The 18,072-nt window shown below is 42.7% G+C and carries 19 protein-coding genes; all 19 read left to right on the forward strand.

Annotated elements, in window-relative coordinates; translation table 11 throughout:
- Positions 1-194: 194 nt before the first annotated feature.
- The 19 genes from OQV04_RS19075 (at position 195) to OQV04_RS19165 (ending at position 17,853) form a co-directional block, all read left to right on the forward strand.
- Complete coding sequence (locus OQV04_RS19075) at positions 195-686, forward strand: transcription termination/antitermination NusG family protein (RefSeq protein WP_000872475.1); 492 nt, start codon at positions 195-197, stop codon at positions 684-686.
- 224 nt (positions 687-910) lie between these two features.
- Complete coding sequence (locus OQV04_RS19080) at positions 911-1,555, forward strand: lytic transglycosylase domain-containing protein (RefSeq protein ID WP_000953539.1); 645 nt, start codon at positions 911-913, stop codon at positions 1,553-1,555.
- Entirely contained in the window at positions 1,539-1,829 is a 291-nt protein-coding gene (locus OQV04_RS19085) for a TrbC/VirB2 family protein (RefSeq protein WP_000921916.1), read from the forward strand. Before OQV04_RS19080 ends, OQV04_RS19085 begins: the two co-directional genes overlap by 17 nt.
- 23 nt (positions 1,830-1,852) lie before the next feature.
- Positions 1,853-4,612: a VirB3 family type IV secretion system protein gene (locus OQV04_RS19090; protein ID WP_000108725.1), complete on the forward strand. Its 2,760-nt coding sequence runs from the start codon at positions 1,853-1,855 to the stop codon at positions 4,610-4,612.
- 1 nt (position 4,613) lies between these two features.
- Positions 4,614-5,351 (forward strand): type IV secretion system protein, encoded by a 738-nt coding sequence (locus OQV04_RS19095; RefSeq protein ID WP_000737859.1) that lies wholly within the window; start codon positions 4,614-4,616, stop codon positions 5,349-5,351.
- 9 nt (positions 5,352-5,360) lie between these two features.
- Positions 5,361-5,621, forward strand: a complete 261-nt coding sequence (locus tag OQV04_RS19100) for an EexN family lipoprotein (RefSeq protein WP_001228869.1) — start codon at positions 5,361-5,363, stop codon at positions 5,619-5,621.
- Between the two features lie 11 nt (positions 5,622-5,632).
- A complete protein-coding gene (locus OQV04_RS19105) occupies positions 5,633-6,688 on the forward strand; it encodes a type IV secretion system protein (RefSeq protein ID WP_000235774.1) in 1,056 nt (351 codons plus the stop codon).
- Positions 6,689-6,877: 189 nt separating this feature from the next.
- Entirely contained in the window at positions 6,878-7,600 is a 723-nt protein-coding gene (locus OQV04_RS19110) for a type IV secretion system protein (protein WP_000394570.1), read from the forward strand.
- 5 nt (positions 7,601-7,605) lie between these two features.
- A complete protein-coding gene (locus OQV04_RS19115; protein ID WP_025755764.1) occupies positions 7,606-8,535 on the forward strand; it encodes a TrbG/VirB9 family P-type conjugative transfer protein in 930 nt (309 codons plus the stop codon).
- On the forward strand, positions 8,532-9,746 hold the full coding sequence (virB10, locus tag OQV04_RS19120; protein ID WP_025755765.1) for a VirB10/TraB/TrbI family type IV secretion system protein: 1,215 nt from the start codon (positions 8,532-8,534) through the stop codon (positions 9,744-9,746). Before OQV04_RS19115 ends, virB10 begins: the two co-directional genes overlap by 4 nt.
- A 17-nt stretch (positions 9,747-9,763) precedes the next feature.
- Positions 9,764-10,801 carry a P-type DNA transfer ATPase VirB11 gene (gene virB11 / locus OQV04_RS19125; RefSeq protein WP_000217791.1) on the forward strand — a complete coding sequence of 346 codons (1,038 nt, stop codon included), beginning with the start codon at positions 9,764-9,766 and terminating at the stop codon, positions 10,799-10,801.
- 4 nt (positions 10,802-10,805) lie between these two features.
- Positions 10,806-12,641 (forward strand): type IV secretory system conjugative DNA transfer family protein, encoded by a 1,836-nt coding sequence (locus tag OQV04_RS19130; protein ID WP_025755766.1) that lies wholly within the window; start codon positions 10,806-10,808, stop codon positions 12,639-12,641.
- Positions 12,638-13,033 (forward strand): cag pathogenicity island Cag12 family protein, encoded by a 396-nt coding sequence (locus OQV04_RS19135; RefSeq protein ID WP_000733627.1) that lies wholly within the window; start codon positions 12,638-12,640, stop codon positions 13,031-13,033. Before OQV04_RS19130 ends, OQV04_RS19135 begins: the two co-directional genes overlap by 4 nt.
- A 2-nt stretch (positions 13,034-13,035) precedes the next feature.
- A complete protein-coding gene (locus OQV04_RS19140) occupies positions 13,036-13,368 on the forward strand; it encodes a hypothetical protein (RefSeq protein WP_000699980.1) in 333 nt (110 codons plus the stop codon).
- A gap of 82 nt (positions 13,369-13,450) precedes the next feature.
- Positions 13,451-13,921: a thermonuclease family protein gene (locus OQV04_RS19145; protein WP_025755767.1), complete on the forward strand. Its 471-nt coding sequence runs from the start codon at positions 13,451-13,453 to the stop codon at positions 13,919-13,921.
- A gap of 414 nt (positions 13,922-14,335) precedes the next feature.
- The gene (locus OQV04_RS19150; RefSeq protein ID WP_001243650.1) at positions 14,336-14,581 is read left to right on the forward strand and encodes a hypothetical protein; all 246 of its coding nucleotides are present in this window, start codon (positions 14,336-14,338) and stop codon (positions 14,579-14,581) included.
- A gap of 19 nt (positions 14,582-14,600) precedes the next feature.
- Positions 14,601-16,925, forward strand: a complete 2,325-nt coding sequence (locus tag OQV04_RS19155) for a type IA DNA topoisomerase (protein WP_025755768.1) — start codon at positions 14,601-14,603, stop codon at positions 16,923-16,925.
- Positions 16,926-16,936: 11 nt separating this feature from the next.
- A complete protein-coding gene (locus OQV04_RS19160; RefSeq protein ID WP_001282381.1) occupies positions 16,937-17,386 on the forward strand; it encodes an H-NS family histone-like protein in 450 nt (149 codons plus the stop codon).
- A gap of 62 nt (positions 17,387-17,448) precedes the next feature.
- The gene (locus tag OQV04_RS19165) at positions 17,449-17,853 is read left to right on the forward strand and encodes a hypothetical protein (RefSeq protein ID WP_000059893.1); all 405 of its coding nucleotides are present in this window, start codon (positions 17,449-17,451) and stop codon (positions 17,851-17,853) included.
- The last annotated feature ends 219 nt before the right edge of the window (positions 17,854-18,072 follow it).

The following is an 18,072-nucleotide window of genomic DNA, read 5'->3' on the forward strand; positions in this document are numbered from 1 at the left end:
TGCTAGTTGAAAAGTAATTGCTAGCACAAGGGAGTAGTTGTATGAAGTTATTGTGATCTAAAGATCTGGTCTTACATTTGAAAACAGAACATGTAGCTGTTAAAGTTTCCATCAGACGAAAAACTTGTTCTCTTAAGATTTTTAAATACTTCGGGGTTATCCGAGTCGAGAGAGCGTCTGAAAGGAAAGAATCTATGAAATGGTATGTATTGCAATTCACCACGACAAGATTTGCAGCCGTTTTCAAACATCTCGAACGGCTTAACTTCTCCTACTACTGCCCTATGGCTACTGAAAAGTATCGCCGACCTGATAAACAACTTTCTTACCGAGAAAGATTAACCCCACTTTTTCCTGGTTATCTTTTTATCCAGGCTGACTTTGATGAAGTCCATACGACCACTATCACCGGGCTTCCCCATACCCAACGTTTTATAGCGTTCGGCGGCGAGCCTTTAGCGGTTCCTGATGATGAAGTCTGCAACGTACAGAAAGGAGAACGTAACTTACTTAACTTTGATGAGTATCCTCGTTTAGTGGAAATTATGATGATGAGTGAGCCACGTATGCGCAGCATGGCAATGCTTAACTACATCACGGAAAAAAGTCTATCCCACAAAATGAAACGGAAGAAAAATGACTGTCACCAAAAGAAAGAGTCCAGCAAAGCGCAAGCCGCAACGTAATACCCTCTACCTTCCTACCGAAGTAAGGGATGAAGTTGAAAGAATATCTGTAGAGGTTAGTTATCGAAGGGGGAAGCGGATTTCGGATTCTGGTTTCGTGCAATATCTTATTAAGACATACTCTCAACAAGCCATCCAAGAACTCATTCAGGGAGCCGATACAGGCAACGATGAATGAGTTTTTTCTTTTCTCATTACCGGGCTGATCCTACCGGGAGCATAAAATGCTATCCACTACAGCTTTTGTCGCTCTTGCTATGCAATGTGCGGCCAGCATTCATCCAGATACAGCGCAAGAAGTAGCAAGGGTTGAATCTGGTTTTAATCCATATGCTATTGCTGAAATTATTCCTAAGAATGAACGAAAGGAGGGCGATAGTGGTGTGATTTCACATTTCCCTAAAACAAAGGAGGATGCATTAAAAATTGTTCAAAATATTGAATCACGCAATCGCCGCTACTCAGTAGGTTTAATGCAGATTACCAGCACTAATTTTTCTCAATACGGTGTTAATGCAGATAAGCTTTTCTCGCCATGCACAAATCTTGCTGTTTTCGAAAAGGTGCTGCTTGATTGCTATACCCGTGGTGGAAATTTGAAAAATGCTCTTAGCTGTTATTATTCCGGTAACTTTTCTACCGGAAAAAAAACTGAATCGGGGTTTGGTAATACCAGCTATAACCAACGTATTGGCTATAACCAATCGGTTAATAAAAAAGATTGGGAGGTTCCATCCGTCAGAGAAGATATTAAAAAGAATAACGCTACTCAAAAGATTTCTAATCGTATAACCACCATTTATCCACAATACGCCATGCGTGGCACTGTTTTAGATGAAAAGGAAACAACAAATGTTGAAAGTGAATAAGCGTTTTTTAACCCTGTCTGTCTTCATGGCTGCTTTAATGGTTTGTGTTGCTGAACCAGCTTTCGCTGATGATGTATCGACGAAAACCACTGGTTTCTTACAGAAGATCATCGACTTCTTAACTGATATTCGTAAGCCAGCTATCACTATCATTGCGTTGATAATTGGCTATATCGCTATCTTCTCACGCCAGCATGCATCGTGGATTACTCCCTTAATCATCGGGATTATCATCTTCATTGTTGCGCCTTATCTGCCGAACTGGTTGGCGTAAGTTGACGTTAAAGGGGGCGTACAATGAGTACCGTTTTTAAAGGGCTGACACGCCCCGCTTTGATTAGAGGGTTAGGTGTTCCACTTTACCCTTTTCTAGCAATGTGCGTGTTGGTCGTTCTGCTAGGTGTATGGATAGATGATTTGATGTACTTCCTTATCCTGCCCGGTTGGTTTGCTATCAAGCGAGTAACAAAAATCGATGAACGTTTTTTCGATTTGTTGTATCTGCGTGCCGTAGTTAAGGGACATCCGCTGGCAAACAAGCGCTTCAGCGCCGTACATTATGCGGGAAGCCAGTACGATGAAGTTGATATATCTAAAGTGGACAATTTTATGAAGCTGAAAGACCAGGCGTCTATTGAAGCTCTTATCCCTTACTCTTCTCACATTACTGATGATTTAGTTGTCACCAAAAACCGCGATTTGCTCGCAACGTGGCAAGTTGATGGTGCTTATTTTGAATGTGTGGATGACGAAGATTTAACGTTACTTACTGACCAGTTAAATACGCTCATTCGTAGTTTCGAAGGCAGGGCGATAACGTTCTATACTCACCGCGTGAGGGTAAGAAAAGAAGTTAAGGTTGGTTTTAATAGCAAGATTCCTTTCGTTAATCGCGTAATGAATGATTACTATTCCTCCCTTTCTGAGCCTGAGTATTTTGAAAACAGACTCTATTTAACGATTTGTTATAAGCCTTTTAATATCGAGGATAAGGTTTCTCATTTTATCTCGAAGAATAAAAAGGAAAATAATATCTTTGATGAGCCAATCAATGATATGAATGAAATTTGCGGGCGACTTGATACATATTTATCTCGTTTCCATGCACATCGTCTTGGACTGGTTGAGGAAAACGGGCGAGTTTTCTCAGATCAGCTATCCCTTTTTCAGTATTTGCTTTCTGGTAAGTGGCAGAAGGTCAGAGTTACAAATAGCCCTTTTTACACTTATCTGGGGGGCAAAGATTTGTTCTTTGGAAATGATGCCGGACAGATTACGGCGTCGCAGAATGCCCGGTATTTCCGTTCGATAGAAATCAAAGATTACTTTCAGGAAACAGATGCAGGCATTTTTGATGCGCTCATGTATCTTCCTGTTGAGTATGTCTTTACATCGTCTTTCACGTCGATGGATAAGCAAGCCGCTGTTAAAGCGCTTGATGATCAGATAGATAAGCTTGAACTGACGGATGACGCTGCTAAATCCCTCCTTGCTGATTTGCGCGTTGGTCTTGATATGGTTTCAAGCGGATACAACTCTTTCGGAAAGTGTCACCAAACATTGATTGTCTTTGCTGACACGCCGGAACGCTTGGTGAAAGATACGAATATCGTTACTACGACCTTAGAAGACCTGGGGCTGATTGTTACTTATTCTACCCTAAGCTTGGGTGCTGCCTTTTTCTCTCAGTTGCCAGGCAATTACAATCTTCGTCCTCGCCTAAGTATGCTGAGTAGCCTCAACTTTGCCGAGATGGAAAGTTTCCATAACTTCTTTCACGGTAAAGCTACTGGTAATACTTGGGGCAATAGCTTAATGGCTCTTCGCGGCTCTGGTAACGATGTCTACCATCTCAATTATCACATGACTACGGAGAATATTAACTTTTTCGGCAAGAACCCTACGCTTGGCCATTGTGAGATCCTGGGAACCTCTAACGTAGGTAAAACCGTTCTCATGATGATCATGTCTTATGCGGCACAGCAATTTGGTACGCCTGAATCATTTCCGGAAAACCGAAAAGTAAGGAAGCTAACCACAGTCTTCTTTGATAAGGACAGAGCGGGAGAAGTGGGTATTCGTGCTATGGGCGGGGCTTATTTTCGTGTGAAGGGCGGAGAGCCTACCGGGTGGAACCCGGCAGCCCTCCCGCCAACTAAGCGAAACATAGCATTTGTAAAAGACATAATAAGGCTGATATGTAAGCTCAACGGCAATACGGTTGATGATTACCAACATTCGCTGATTTCTTCAGCCGTTGACCGTCTTATGCAAAGGGAAGACCGTTCCTTTCCTATCAGCAAGCTCATCCCGCTGATCATGGAGCCGGATGATACTGAAACTAAGCGACATGGGCTTAAAGCTCGACTGAGAGCGTGGAAGCAGGGGGGCGAGTATGGCTGGTTGCTCGATAATGCTTCCGATTCCTTTGATGTTGCGCATTTGGATGTTTTTGGCATCGATGGAACAGAATTCCTTGATGATAAGGTTGTAGCCCCGGTTGCTTCTTTTTACCTGATTTACCGGGTAACAATGCTGGCTGACGGTCGCCGTTTGCTGATCTACATGGATGAGTTCTGGCAATGGATAAACAACGATGCCTTCAAGGATTTCGTGTATAACAAGCTTAAAACTGGCCGTAAGCTGGATATGGTGCTTGTTCCCGCAACGCAATCACCGGATGAATTAATTAAATCTCCAATTGCCGCAGCCGTCAGGGAACAGTGCGCCACCCATATCTACCTCGCTAACCCCAAAGCGAAACGCAATGAATATGTTGATGAACTTCAGGTAAGGGATCTTTATTTTGACAAAATCAAAGCTATCGACCCCTTGTCTCGCCAGTTTCTGGTAGTCAAAAACCCGCAACGGCAGGGCGAACGAGATGACTTTGCGGCTTTCGCAAAGTTAGACCTGGGCAAAGCTGCCTACTACCTTCCCATTCTGAGTGCTTCAGCAGAACAACTTGAGTTGTTCGACGAAATCTGGTCTGAAGGTATGGCACCTGAAGAGTGGATAGATACATATCTTGAACGGGCTAACCGTGGAGTCAAATAAGATGAAAAAACTATACCTCGCTTTAGCATTAAGCTGTTTCTCAGTAAACGCTTTAGCTCTTACTGAGGGCGTAATCGTCCATGATGCCAAATCAGCAATAGATACGGCTTCGCAGTGGGTGAAGGAAGCGAAACAGTGGCAGAAAGAACTTACCGCGTATAAGGATGAACTGTTAACGAAAACCGGTATACGCGATGTTCAGGGGCTGGTACAGGATGCTCAGTCTGTTAGCAAGGAGCTGACAGACATTTATGAGCAGGGTAACTCTTTCATTGATGACTACATACAGAACCCGAACGGCGTACTGTCAGAGAAAGCTAAATCGCTTCTTACTGATTACAAGGTTACTGATACCTGCAAAGGTTTGGGTTATACCGGTGATCTGGTGCGTGGTTGTGAAGCTTCTTTCCTTTCTCAGCTTGCCGGGGTTGAGTACGGCAACAAGCTTGAAAGTAAGCTTCGTAAAGACAATGCTTCGATGAAAGACCTTATCGATCAGGTTAAAAACGCGAAGGACACCAAAGCCACACAGGACGCAACAAACGCCATTTCTCTGGAAAACCTGAAGTTTGAGAAGCTTAAATTTCAGTATGAAATGTATCGCGATAAGCAGCGTGATCTAGCACAATACAAAGAGAAAATGGCTCAGGCTACTTACCAGAAACAGCAGTTAGACGCCGTGAACGAGCCACTTTCGTATAAGGAACAATTTACGAAGCAGAGTTTTGAACTTAACTAAGGAGTCATGATGAGAAAGCTAAATTTAATTCTGGTTGCAACAGGGATGACGTTTTTATTAGCCGGATGTGAGGACGTTAAATCTGTAGATTGGTGGCAATCTCATCCTGACGAAGCGGGTAAAAAAGTGTCAGAGTGCAAGCAATCCGGCGATGACAGTGAAAATTGTCGTAATGCTAAAGATGGGTTGTTCCGTTATCAGCAGCTACACTCAAAATCACCGTCTTATAAGGACGCTTTTAAAAGTTCTACGAGTAAAGGTGAAAAATAAAAGGAGCCACTATGGCAACTTCTGATTTTTTCCAAACCGCTCGCGATGTGATACTTAATACTCTTGACCAGTCAACAACTGGTCAGTTAGATCGTATTTCTTCAATAGCATCCTCGCTAGGAAAGTTTGGAATATCAATATTTATCTTGTGGTATGCATATACTGTAGTTGTTGGAAAACAGAAATCAGCCGTTCAGGATTTTTTATGGAATCTATTTAGATTCTGGATGATTATGATTTTCGTTACTAATGCAGGAGGATGGTTAGATAGTTCGACGCAGGCTATAGATGGTTTGAAAGAGTCGTTCTCTGGTGGCGACCCGTGGTTATGGCTTGATCAGTTATGGACTAAAGTCCAACAAGTCGCAGCCTTCTTAATGTCAAAAGACCCTTCTACTTACGTTAAAACCGATGGTGCGATAGCTTCCATATTCACTTATGCCGGGGGTATTGTTGCTCTTTTGCTATGTACTATCGTTTATTTTTCAGCAGAAGTTACACTTAAAGTTCTAACAGTAACAGCGCCGTTATTTATTATATGTTTGTCTTTTGGTTTTTTAAGACAAATGTTTAATAGCTGGCTTCAGCTTATCTTTAGCTCTTTGCTTATATTCCTTTTCGGTGCGTTGGCATTAAAAGCTGGCACTACGTTCCTGAATGGTATTCTTTCAGTTTCTGTACAAGATGCCGAACCTCTCAACCTGATCGCAACTGGTGCTACAGCATTTGTCGCGGGTGCTTTTATGGCATGGATTATCTGGCAAGCAAAAACTTATGCGTCACAGCTTGCCGGAGTGGGTGTAGAGGGCGCTTTACAAGGTGCAGCGGCTATGGGGTTAGGAGCGGCAACGTTCGGGGCATCTCGCATGGGTGGTAAAATACTTGGTATGGGGAAAAATGCCGGGGCGGGTGCATGGAAAGGCTTACGACGCGAGAAAGAAGGCCTAGCTGAGTCTACAGGCGTTTCTGGAAAAGTAGGTAACCTAACCGGGCAGGGAATAAATATCGGCGCTAAGAAGCTGCGTAATGCGGCTATTGAGATGGCAAAAAAGAAATACGGTGGATGACAATTATCTAGATATAAACTCTCGTAAATAAGCTTTAAGTTTTCTTCATCACCTCCTTCGAGATCTTAATCATGAAAATTATTATCGCGGTCATCGTGACGCTTTGTCTTGTCGGTTGCCAAGCCGCACACCAACTACCACAAGTGTCAGGAAAAAGTGAGCCTGTTAATTCAGCAGAGGTAATGCGCAATGGAGTTTAAATTTCCGCAACTGAAATTTTTTAAAAAGAAAGAAGAGGTGACTGATTCATCATCTTCTTTCGAAGAAAAGAATCAAAATCTTCAAGAGAAAATGAACCGTATCTATAAGTACGGAGGAATGTCAGGGATGGCAATAGGGGTATTATCTTTGCTCGCACTTAATGCCGCTCTTCCGCTGAAAGAAACCTTAGTTGAAGCTTACTTAATTAATAGTGTTAATGGTGTTGCTGAAAGGTTGACTTCAGTTAAAAAAGAAAACCTTTCCGAAAATGAAGCTTTGGCTAAGTATTTTATCAATCAGTATGTAAAACGCAGAGAGGGTTATAACTACTTTAGTCTTCAGCATGATTATGATTATGTTCTGCTGTACAGTGCTGAAAATGTTGCTACTGATTACAATGCTCTAATCAATGGCAATAATTCGCCAAAAGTTATTTATAAGAAAGCAGAGCAAACGGCAACAGTACAGGATGATCCATCAATAATCTTAAGCTCATCATCACGCGCTGATGATAAAGATAAAGGTGCTTATATTCGCTTCCGTTTAACAATCCGAGACGTAGCAACTGGCACAGAGAAACAGCAATATTGGAATGTTAGGTTAACTTATCGCATCGAACCGCAGATAGAAATGGCATCGGGCGAAAGAAACAACAACCCTCTTAAGTTTGTAGTAACTAGCTATGCTCGTGATAAAGAAGATAAAGGGTAAAGCACATGAAATTAAGAAAGAATGCGTTATTTGTCGCTGTTCTGTTAGCCTCTAATATCTGTAGTGCGGCTGTCTTACCAACTGGAAGTAGATTTGACCCTAGAAATCAGGTTGTAAGTTACAACCCCCAAAATACGACCGTTATAAACAGTGCCGTTGGATATACAACTACGCTGGTATTTGATGACGATGAAACTGTTATCAGTGCCAGAACTGGTTTTCCGCAAGGTTGGTCAGTAAATAAAGAAGATAATCTTGTATATCTGGAGGTTCAGCCCGTTAAGCAGACAGTGCAAAATAATAAGTCCGATGAAGATGGTAATGAATCATCTGAAGTGGTTAACGTTGCGCTTGATCCGGAAAATGATTTAGAGCGTTGGAGAACTAACCTTTTTGTTCGTACAACAAAACGAAACTATAGCATGGAGCTTAACGCCCGAACGTTCAAAAACCCCGATAAAATTGCTTTTGTCATAAACTACCAGTACCCACAAGAACGGCGTAAAGAGCAGGCAGAGATCGAGAAAAAGCGCATCGAGGCATATAACAAACAGAAAGAAGAGTTAGCAATTAACCGAGAGTTGGAAAACGCCAAATCACCTCGTAACTGGCAATACTATAAACGTGTTGCTGAAGGAAGTCAGGATATTAGCCCCGATTATGCTTATGACGACGGTCGCTATACATGGCTTGGCTTTAGTCCAACAAAGAAAATACCTAGCGTGTTTGTTATGAGTGGCAATGAAGAGACTATTACCAATCCGGTTATTGTCACTCGCGGAGCAAATACATTGCTTGGTGTAACAGTCGATAAACGGTTTGTTTTACGCCTGGGTAAACAAGTAGTGGGTATTGAGAATAAGGGGTTCGGTAAAGTCCGGCTTCAGGCCGCTGACACAGTATCTCCTAAAGTTGAAAAAGAGGTGATCCAGTGAGCGAACAGGAAAACAAAGTTCCTACGGCTGTAGAAATTGAACGCGCATTACGTGAACGCCGTCAGCAAGAACTTGAACAGGCCAGTACAGACAGCGATAAGGGAGATGCAGCCGAACCGGATAAAAGGCTGGGAATCGATAAGCTCAAAAAATCAAGGAAGGGCTTAGTAGTAATAATTGTGGCCTTCCTCCTTCTGGCTATCGGTGTATGTTTTTATTATGTGCCATCAATTATTCGTGCAATGTCCAGCTCTGAAGAGAAGCCAGCAACTAAAACCGTTCCTACAGGAACGGTAAAGCGTCAGACTGGGTTAAGCGATGATATTGACCCGTTTAATCAGAGCCAGAGGGATGACAGTAAGGAAGCTGTAGAGCGCGACACTGGCAAGAATGAACAGGTAAAAGCTGAGGAAAAGCCACAAAACATGCAGCACAGTTACAGCCGCGCTCTTGATGTTGCCTATGGCGGTAGTAGCGGCTCAGGAAGCAGTAATTCAGTAAATCAGTCTCAGGCAGAAACTAATGACCAGGACGGTGATGCAGCCAGTACGGAAAAGACGGTAGAACCGATTAAAAATGGGGCGTCTGTATCATTGTCTGAGATTAAGCGCGTACCATATGATCCAAACCTGTTTATACCTGAAAATACAGCTATCAAATGTTCTCTCGACAGGCGCTTTATCTCTGATTTAGCAGGCAAGCTGGTATGTACAATCAATGAGGACGTATACAGCGCTAACCGCAATGTGAAGCTCATTGATAAAGGCACAGCAGCTTATCTTATGTATAAGTCTGGTACATTCCGTCATGGTCAGGGAGCCGTATTTATCATGGCGACAAAGCTCAGAACGAGGAAAGAGCCGTTTATTGATATCCCATTAATCGATACGCAAGCAGCCGGGGCGCTGGGCGAAGCTGGAGCCAGTGGTTGGATTGACACCCATTTTAGCGATCGCTTTTTGGGGGCTATGATGATTGGGATGATCCCGGATTTCGCACAAGCAGCGAGCGGCGCAGCAAAAAATAATAAAGATAATCAGACTGATTATACGGCCAACAGTAGACAGGCATTTGCTGATATTGCGAGAGAATCATTCTCTAATAGTGTAAACATCCCTCCAACGCTCTATAAAAATCAGGGCGAAATCATCACGCTTATCGTCGGTCAGGATTTGGATTTTTCAAAAATCTACAAACTGAAAATGAAATAAGAGGTAAATTAACGGTTATGACAGTAAATAATGAAAACCGTCATATCATTTATGACATAGTTAATGATTATTTTAGTCAATGGCTAAACAATTCTGATGGACTCACTGAAATAGCCGTTAATAGACCCGGTGAGTTATTTACAAAAATAAACGGGAAGTGGAAAAAAGAACAAACAAATATGAGTTATCAAGACTGTCTGTCTTTTGCTTCTGCTATAGCAGACTATCATGATAATGGTTCGATTACGCCGGAATACCCATTACGCTCTGCAACGCTGCCGGATGGTGAGCGCGTTCAGATCGTTATCCCTCCGGCGACTGAAAAAGATACTGTATCTATAACAATACGAAAACCATCAAGCGTTTTTCTAAGTCATGACCACTTTGTGCGGCAAGGGTTTTATTCAAAACTTAATGCCGGAACAGCTTTTGAAAGTAAACAGGATGATCTAAGTGATATTTACAAAAAAAATAGATTTGAAGAGTTTATCCCTGCTTGTTTGAAAAGTGGAAAAACTATGGTTTTTTGCGCTGGTACAGGTGCAGGTAAAACTACATTCGCAAATGCTTGTCTTGAGTTCATACCTCACCACCTGCGCTGCATATCAATCGAAGATACAGATGAAGCAAAATTTAAATTTCATGAAAACCATGTGAAACTTTTTTATCCCGCAGAAGGGGAAAACAAGGTTGTAACCTCTGCCACTCTTCTACGTTCTGGATTCCGTATGAATCCAGACAGGATTTTAACAACAGAAATTCGTGGCGCTGAGGCATGGGATTTTCTGAAAGGGGCAAGCTCAGGCCATGCCGGAAACATAACAACAGTGCACGAAATGAATCCTGTAGATGCTGTATTAGGTATTGTGCAGCGGTGTTATATGAATCCGGAGTGTCAAAACCTTCCTTATAATGTACTTTTGCGACGTGTGTTAAGTAATATAGATGTGATAATGAGTATTAAGTACTTGGATGAAGAAGATGCTCGTTTTGCCTCCGGTATCTACTATCGTTCGGTTGATTTCGAAAAGTATTTTAAAATGCTCAAGGAGTAAAGCTATGTCGTTGAAACTCCCTGATAAGGGGCAGTGGGCTTTTATAATACTGGTAATGTGTTTGATTGCATACTACACAGGTTCGGTCGCAATCTATTTTTTCAATCACAAGACAACACTGTATATATGGAAGCACTATGATTCTTTACTTTTATGGCGTGTAATAATTGATAGTAGCATCAAAAGTGAAGTTAGATTTACGGCTCTTCCTTCATTGCTTTCAGGAGCGCTCGCGTCGTTAGCTGCCCCAGCTTTCATAATCTGGAAACTCAATCAGAAAGATGCCCCGCTTTTTGGTGATGCTAAATTTGCCAGTGATTCAGATTTGAAAAAATCAAAGCTGTTAAAGTGGGAAAAAGAAAATGATACTGATATTCTCGTTGGTCGATATAAAGGAAAATACCTTTGGTATACTGCACCAGACTTTGTTTCTTTGGGAGCAGGAACGCGAGCGGGGAAAGGGGCTGCAATCGGAATCCCCAATATGCTCGTTAAGAAACACTCAATAATTGCACTAGATCCGAAACAAGAGCTTTGGAAAATCACTAGCAAGGTCAGAGAACAAATACTAGGTAACAAAGTTTATCTTCTTGACCCGTTCAACACCAAAACACATAAATGTAACCCTCTTTTCTATGTCGATTTGAAATCAGAGAGTGGAGCTAAAGACTTACTAAAACTGGTTGAGATTCTTTTTCCCTCTTTTGGTTTGACCGGAGCAGAGGCACATTTTAATAACCTTGCCGGGCAATACTGGACTGGACTGGCTAAACTTCTACATTTCTTTATAAACTTCGCCCCGGAATGGATTGAAGAGCTAAGAGTAAAACCCGTCTTTTCTATTGGTACAGTTGTTGATTTATACAGCAATATCGATCGTGAGCAGGTATTAAGTAATCGAGAAACATTTGAAGAACTGGCGCAAGGAAATGAAACTGCCCTTTTTCATTTAAAGGATGCGCTTACCAAAATAAGAGAGTATCACGAAACAGAGGATGAGCAGCGGTCAAGTATAGATGGCTCGTTCAGGAAGAAAATGAGCCTCTTCTACTTACCGACTGTACGCAAATGCACTGACGGTAACGACTTCGATTTACGTCAAATGAGGCGTGAAGATATTACTGTTTATGTAGGGGTAAACGCAGAAGATATGATCTTAGCGTATGATTTTCTGAATCTGTTTTTTAACCTGGTTGTAGAGGTGACGCTAAGAGAAAACCCTGACTTTGATCCTACACTGAAACACGACTGTTTATTGTTCCTTGATGAGTTCCCCTCTATCGGTTATATGCCGATAATCAAAAAAGGTTCCGGCTATATAGCTGGCTATAAACTAAAACTACTAACCATCTATCAGAATATAAGTCAGTTAAATGAAATATACGGAACGGAAGGGGCAAAAACACTTTTGAGTGCTCATCCATGCCGGGTTATCTATGCAGTAAGTGAAGAGGATGATGCAAAAAAAATCTCAGAGAAACTAGGTTACATAACCGCACGATCTAAGGGTTCCAGTAAGACAAGCGGCAAAGCCACATCCCGAAGCAACTCTGAAAATGAGGCTCAACGTGCATTAGTTTTACCGCAAGAACTAGGAACACTCGATTTCTCAGAGGAAATGATAATCCTCAAAGGGGAGCACCCTGTTAAAGCTGAAAAGGCGCTCTATTATCTTGATAATTACTTTATGGAACGATTAATGTTAGTTAGCCCAAAACTCACGGCGCTAACAGCGAGCATCAATAGAAGTAATAAGATTTTTGGCGTTAAAGGAATTAAATACCCGTCGAAAGAAAAGATGCTTTCGGTTGGAGAACTTGAATCTGAGGTTTTACTATGAAGAAATTAATTTTATTGAGCGCAATTGTGATGTCAGGATGTTCTTCACCGCCAGAACCTCCGCAAGTGAACTGGAGCGATAAACCAGAAACAATGAACTCACAGCTTCCTGATTGGCAGCCTACAAATCAGGTTGTTAAATCGGATAAAGTAACTTCAACTTGGATGAAGGTTATTACTAATTTCTCGCCTGAAAATCGCCTGTATGACGACTCTGTTTTCTATGCCGTCGCCCATTCACCCGTAATTATTGTTGAAACAACTAATGGCGGCGATTTTTTCATTGCAAAAAAATGGCTTCGAAATAATGGCGCATATGGCGTTATTCAGTATAGATATAAATCTAATGGCTTTGGTGTTCGTTCAACCAATATATATTTTGAAAGAGGGTGAAAATGAAAATCATGCTCATAGCTGCTATTGTCGGCTTATTAATTTCATGCCCTGCTTTAGCAAGAAAGCACAATCATACCGATGGACTAAATCAGGTAGGTGATCCCTGCCTTTTGATGACGTGCATGATTGGGAAATTACAGGGCGATACGCAGCCAGCTTGCCAGCCCGTTAACCAGCGTTTCTTCAACGTTCGTGTATTCACACCCTACTATAACCCTGAAGCCACGGCACGACTCAGACAAAGTATCCTGACCAGATGTGTAGGCTCTGTTGAGAACAGAGATAATCTTGAGGCCGTTATAGAAAGATATGGTCGCTCATTCCAGGAATAACAGAACCCCTTACATCGCAGATTTTAATCTGAGATGTAAGGGGTTGAACAACCGAAGGGCGTTAGAAAGGTATCAGCAAGCTATGAAAATATTCACCTTATTAACATTCACAATCGCCATATCGTCGCCCTCTTTACTGATTGCAGCGGAATTAAGCGGCAAAGTAACACGCGTTCTCGACGGCGACACCATCGAGGTACTACAGGATAAAACGCCTGTTAGAGTTCGCCTTGCTAACATCGATGCGCCGGAAAAGAAACAACCCTTTGGGAGCTGGTCCAGTAAACAGCTTAAAAGTCTGATAGCAGGGCAGCCTGTTACCGTTACATATATGCAAAAAGACCGCTACGGACGTGTTATCGGGCGCGTCTTCATGGCGAACGGTACGGAATCAAACCGCTTTATGGTGCAATCCGGCGCTGCATGGGTATATGACCACTTCAACACAGATACTTCCTTGCCTGGTCTGCAACGGGATGCTCAAGAGCAAAAGCGTGGTCTATGGGCTGACAGTCAACCAGCGCCGCCGTGGGAATGGCGTCACAATCATTAGTTTGCGAGGCAGAAATGAATAATTCTGAGAAAGAGCGTTTTAACAATCGGGTTTGTGTGGGGCAGGTACGTATCAGCGCAGACGTTTATATAAACTCCGGTATGTCTGAAAGCGCGGCAGAAGTGATGCATTCAAAAATGAATTTAATAAGTATGAAGTTCTAAAGCCTTTATTCAAAGGAGCCGAGGCTATCGGTGAGATTGATGGATTTCAGGTATTCTATAATTCCAGGGGTTTTTACTTTTACTGGAATGAAGAAACTGAATTCCTTCTTGAAAGCTGGCTCACCTATCCATCTTATCCGTATGGATGGTTATCCTGAAAATCTGACGCACTACGCTTGTCCACCCCTTCGTCCGAAAAAATAAATTTTTCCGTCCTCACGGTTTTCAAATTTGAATAGCAGGTTTTTTTATGAGAAATGGTTTTGTCAGCGATGAACAATATCAGCACTCATTGGCCGTTTTTAAAGAGCTTCTTGATGCCGATGTTTATGAAAGCGGTAATAAAAAAATTATCGAAAAGTTCGAATCGGCTTTAGATATTTGTTTGGCTTATGAACGTCAATGCTCTAGTCAGGATTTACATAAGTCTCTCATAAGTTCTTATTCAGTATTGCAGCCCAAGCGGGCTGCTTATCCGATTATATCCATATATTGAAAAGTAAAAGGTAAATATTATGAGACTCTTTATTGCTGAAAAACCATCTTTAGCTAAAGCCATTTTCGAAGGATTAGGTGGCAACCCTGCTACTGAAAAGAAAAATGGTTGTTATGAACATGGAACTGATGTTGTCACGTGGTGTTTTGGTCATATGCTTGAGCTTTATGATCCTCAAGACTATGACGTGAAATACGCCACCTGGCGTTTTGATGACCTGCCGATCAAAACGCCCTGGCCGCCCAAGTACAAAATCAGAGCCGATGCACAGCAGCAAACTAACATCATCTTTTCTCTCATCGAGAAAGCGACCAGTATCGTTCATGCCGGAGACCCGGACGATGAAGGCTGCCTGTTGGTTGATGAAATTTTGGATTACGCAAAAAATACAAAACCCGTTCAGCGCCTTCTCGTTGCAGATCTCAACCTCGCTCCCGTTCAGAAGGCTCTCGCCAATATGCAGCCTAACGAGAAATTCAGGGGCATGACAAATAGCGCTCTGGCACGCTCTCTATGCGATCAGGGATTCGGCTACAACCTTACGCGCGGCTGTACCCTTAAAGGGCAGGAGAAAGGCTTTCATGGCGTCCTGAATGTTGGTCGTGTGCAAAGCGCTGTTCTTGGGCTGGTTAACCAGAGAACTCTGGCTAACCAGAACCACACAGAAAGCTTTTATTATGATGTTCAAGCGGCATTGTCGATGAACGGGCATCTCTTAAAGGCCAAATATCAAGTCGCTGAAGGTGATGAAAAGGATGAAAAAAATCGTCTGATCTCTGAGGCTCAGGCGAAGGCGGTTGTTGAGCATGTCACGGGTAAAAAAGCTGTTATTTCTGAAACGGCCACCAAACCCGAACACACTAAACCGCCTATGCCGCTGAACCTTTCGACACTGCAACAAATCTGCGCAAGACGTTTCGGTTATAAGGCAAAAGAAACGCTCGATATCATGCAAGGTCTTTACGAAACTCATAAGCTTTTGACCTATCCGCGAACAGATAACCGCTATCTGTCTGACGAGCATTTCACTCAGGCTGGCGATATTGCCGACGCTATCGGCGCGACGTTACCAGAGCTGGCGACCGCGACCGCTGGCATGGATAAAACGCAAAAACATAAAGCTTTTAACGCAAGCAAAATTGAGGCTCACCACGCTATTATCCCGACCACTAAAAGCGGGAAAGGCGTTCAGCTTAATGAGAAAGAACGCAATGTATACAGCATTGTTGCTACTCACTTTATCGGTCTCTTCTATCCTGACGCCATACGCAACAAAACCAAGACGTACTTCAGTATTGAAGATCATGTGTTCACTGCAACTCAAAGTGTTCTTGTGCAGAAGGGTTGGGAAGTCCTGGGTAAAGATACCGAAGAAGACAATGCGCAGGATGAGGAAGTACAAACCGGCTTTGATTTATCCATGCTACAGGTCAATGATGATGGTGTGTGTGAGTCTGCAAGCATCGATAAGAAAGCAACGACTCCTCCTCGCTACTTCACGGATTCAACGTTACTTGCTGCAATGACCAGAGCAGCAAAATTTATTGATGACCCGGACTTAAGAAAGGCTCTGGAAGCCAAAGATGAAGGAAGCAGCGATCAGGGCAGCATCGGAACTGAAGCGACCCGCGCTGGCATCCTTGAAAAGCTTGCAGCTAATACAGGGTTAGTTTCTATCGAGAAAGAGAAAGGCTATACGGAACTGGTCTGGAAAACGACAAAACAAGGTCAGGAGTTTTGTGCCGCCTTACCTCCTGAAGTCATAAAACCGAATATTTCAGCGTTATGGGCTGAAAAGCAGGCGCAGATAAAATCGGGAGAAATGACTATCAATGATTTTATCAAGGAGAACGATGATTACATTCATACTCTGATCAGTGATCTCCAACAGAAAGGGCTTAACATCTCTTCTAACGCGACACCCTGCCCTGCGTGTGGTAATGGAGTGCTACGCAGGATTAAAGGCGCTAACGGCTTTTTCTGGGGCTGTTCCGGTTATCCAGGCTGTAAAACTTCCTTCCCTGATAAAGACGGGAAACCACTAACGGAGAAGCAACCAGCGGGAGGAGCAAGTGACCGCCTCGATGTACCATGTCCTTCCTGTAACAAGGAGATACTGGTTAGACCTAAAGGTTTTTTCTGTACCGGGTGTGATTTCAAACTCTGGTCAGAAATTGCTGGTAAAAAAATAACCAGCACTCAGGTTGAGACGCTGATCAAAAAAGGTAAAACGGGTTCGCTCAAAGGCTTTACTAGTACTAAAACTGGAAAAAAATTTGACGCTGCTTTAGTTTTACAGGATAAAAACACGGGAAAAATAGGTTTTGAATTCGCTAAAAAATAAGGGCATTGACTATGAGTGATAATGAAAATTTTGAATTAGTGCGTAAGCTTCTTTTAAACATCCGATCGGTTCGTGTTTTTGCGCGTGAAACTCACTTTGAACAGCTTCTTGAAATGCAGGAAAAGCTCAATGCTGTTATTGAAGAGCGCCGAGAAGAAGCTGAACAGGAAGCCAAAGAGCGCGAAGAGCGCGAAAGAAAACGTCAGGAACTTCTTCAGTTAATCCAGGGTGAAGGTTTCTCTGCTGAAGAACTACTAGGATTTAGCGAAGAGAAACCGAAAAAACGCAAAAACAAACTTCCAAAAGCCCCGCCAAAATATCAGTTTGAAGACAATGGTGTTGTTAAATACTGGTCTGGTCGCGGTCGTGCGCCTAAACCAATCGATGCAGCACTAAAATCTGGTCAGAAGCTTGAAGATTTTCTCATCAAGAAAGACCAGTCCGGCACCGAGCAAGCATAATAAATTCTTTAAAGCCCCGCACCTAAAGCCGGGGCTTTTTGTTTTATGATAAAGGAGGAGTAATGAGTCTTACTTTGCCAATTATGTACTTTAAAACAGGAAGCGATCTTAGCCAGATAACGCATTTTGAAGTGAACTACCCGGATGATTTTGTAAAACAAGCGTGGGAACGGCCAGAAATAAATCTCTTCATAGTTTGTGTAGCAACAAAGAAAGGCGCGGTTCGGGAGATCAAGGGAGGCATGGCCGTACTTACCAGCATACCCGCCAGTAATGGGCTTGAACTATCCAGGGCTCTTGATGACGTTCTTAGAAAATCTGATGAACTCCGCCCGCTCGCAGGTCAGAAGAATAACGTGTTCCTTCCGGCAAAGGTTGGTCTTGCGGGTGACCCCCCCACAGAACAAGAGTTGCTTAGTCTTTTTTATCAGCAGTGCCTGAAACACGGAACATGGGGTAATGCCTGATAAAAAGGTAACGCTACGTGAAATCTGAGGCGTTCATGCGGGTTGTCACCCTTAGATTTCAAGACAAGAGCCGGGGTTATCGGCTCTTTTTGTCGGTAGAGTGATTACGTTTGTAAATAACCAAGCCACATAGAGCAATTATGGCACTGTTGCAAAGTTAGCGATGAGGCAGCCTTTTGTCTTATTCAAAGGCCTTACATTTCAAAAACTCTGCTTACC

It is taken from the genome of Escherichia sp. Lx600-2 (assembly GCF_036662595.1).
Taxonomy (GTDB): Bacteria; Pseudomonadota; Gammaproteobacteria; order Enterobacterales; family Enterobacteriaceae; genus Escherichia; species Escherichia coli.

What these genes read in the sequence shown, in the direction of transcription:
- OQV04_RS19075 (WP_000872475.1), top strand. Translation starts at nt 195, where the DNA reads ATGAAATGGTATGTATTGCAATTCACCACGACAAGATTTGCAGCCGTT.
- OQV04_RS19080 (WP_000953539.1), top strand. Translation starts at nt 911, where the DNA reads ATGCTATCCACTACAGCTTTTGTCGCTCTTGCTATGCAATGTGCGGCC.
- OQV04_RS19085 (WP_000921916.1), top strand. Translation starts at nt 1,539, where the DNA reads ATGTTGAAAGTGAATAAGCGTTTTTTAACCCTGTCTGTCTTCATGGCT.
- OQV04_RS19090 (WP_000108725.1), top strand. Translation starts at nt 1,853, where the DNA reads ATGAGTACCGTTTTTAAAGGGCTGACACGCCCCGCTTTGATTAGAGGG.
- OQV04_RS19095 (WP_000737859.1), top strand. Translation starts at nt 4,614, where the DNA reads ATGAAAAAACTATACCTCGCTTTAGCATTAAGCTGTTTCTCAGTAAAC.
- OQV04_RS19100 (WP_001228869.1), top strand. Translation starts at nt 5,361, where the DNA reads ATGAGAAAGCTAAATTTAATTCTGGTTGCAACAGGGATGACGTTTTTA.
- OQV04_RS19105 (WP_000235774.1), top strand. Translation starts at nt 5,633, where the DNA reads ATGGCAACTTCTGATTTTTTCCAAACCGCTCGCGATGTGATACTTAAT.
- OQV04_RS19110 (WP_000394570.1), top strand. Translation starts at nt 6,878, where the DNA reads ATGGAGTTTAAATTTCCGCAACTGAAATTTTTTAAAAAGAAAGAAGAG.
- OQV04_RS19115 (WP_025755764.1), top strand. Translation starts at nt 7,606, where the DNA reads ATGAAATTAAGAAAGAATGCGTTATTTGTCGCTGTTCTGTTAGCCTCT.
- virB11 (WP_000217791.1), top strand. Translation starts at nt 9,764, where the DNA reads ATGACAGTAAATAATGAAAACCGTCATATCATTTATGACATAGTTAAT.
- OQV04_RS19130 (WP_025755766.1), top strand. Translation starts at nt 10,806, where the DNA reads ATGTCGTTGAAACTCCCTGATAAGGGGCAGTGGGCTTTTATAATACTG.
- OQV04_RS19135 (WP_000733627.1), top strand. Translation starts at nt 12,638, where the DNA reads ATGAAGAAATTAATTTTATTGAGCGCAATTGTGATGTCAGGATGTTCT.
- OQV04_RS19140 (WP_000699980.1), top strand. Translation starts at nt 13,036, where the DNA reads ATGAAAATCATGCTCATAGCTGCTATTGTCGGCTTATTAATTTCATGC.
- OQV04_RS19145 (WP_025755767.1), top strand. Translation starts at nt 13,451, where the DNA reads ATGAAAATATTCACCTTATTAACATTCACAATCGCCATATCGTCGCCC.
- OQV04_RS19150 (WP_001243650.1), top strand. Translation starts at nt 14,336, where the DNA reads ATGAGAAATGGTTTTGTCAGCGATGAACAATATCAGCACTCATTGGCC.
- OQV04_RS19155 (WP_025755768.1), top strand. Translation starts at nt 14,601, where the DNA reads ATGAGACTCTTTATTGCTGAAAAACCATCTTTAGCTAAAGCCATTTTC.
- OQV04_RS19160 (WP_001282381.1), top strand. Translation starts at nt 16,937, where the DNA reads ATGAGTGATAATGAAAATTTTGAATTAGTGCGTAAGCTTCTTTTAAAC.
- OQV04_RS19165 (WP_000059893.1), top strand. Translation starts at nt 17,449, where the DNA reads ATGAGTCTTACTTTGCCAATTATGTACTTTAAAACAGGAAGCGATCTT.